We start from the raw sequence: 464 nt of genomic DNA on the forward strand, positions 1-464 counted from the left end.
ATCTTGATGTCGGGCATCGGATACTTCACCCACAGCGGCGTCGTCGGCACGCACGGATCGCTCGAGCCTTCATAGCTCACCCGCTCGTCTCCAAAGATATAGGTCGTCGTCTCCGTCGGCAGCGGATTGGGCGCCGTGGTGCAGCCCCGTGGAGCCGCCTTCGTCACCTTCTTCACCCGGCTCCCGTCCGGGCCATAGAAGTAGCTGCTTGTCGCCCCGGGGCTCTCTCCCATATAAGCGCTGACGATCTGCGTCGGACGGTTCATGCCGTCCCAGCTGTAGGTTCGACCATGACCGGTGGTCATGTTGCCGTTATCGTCATAGGTGAAGGAGGTCAGGCCGGCCACGCCCACAGCATGCGGGCGCACCGCGTTGGGCCCCTGCGCCGGATAGGTGTAGGTGCCCACATCCGTCTTCGAGGTCAGGTTGCCCGCATCGTCATAGCTGTAGGTCTCGTTGAACGA

Annotated in this window: 1 protein-coding gene; it reads right to left on the minus strand. The window is 62.7% G+C overall.

From position 1 onward, the window contains the following. The coding region (locus AB4037_RS34670; protein ID WP_441774691.1) for a hypothetical protein at window positions 1–464 on the minus strand (464 nt) is incomplete at both ends.

This window comes from Labrys sp. KB_33_2 (genome assembly GCF_052114505.1).
GTDB lineage: Bacteria > Pseudomonadota > Alphaproteobacteria > Rhizobiales > Labraceae > Labrys.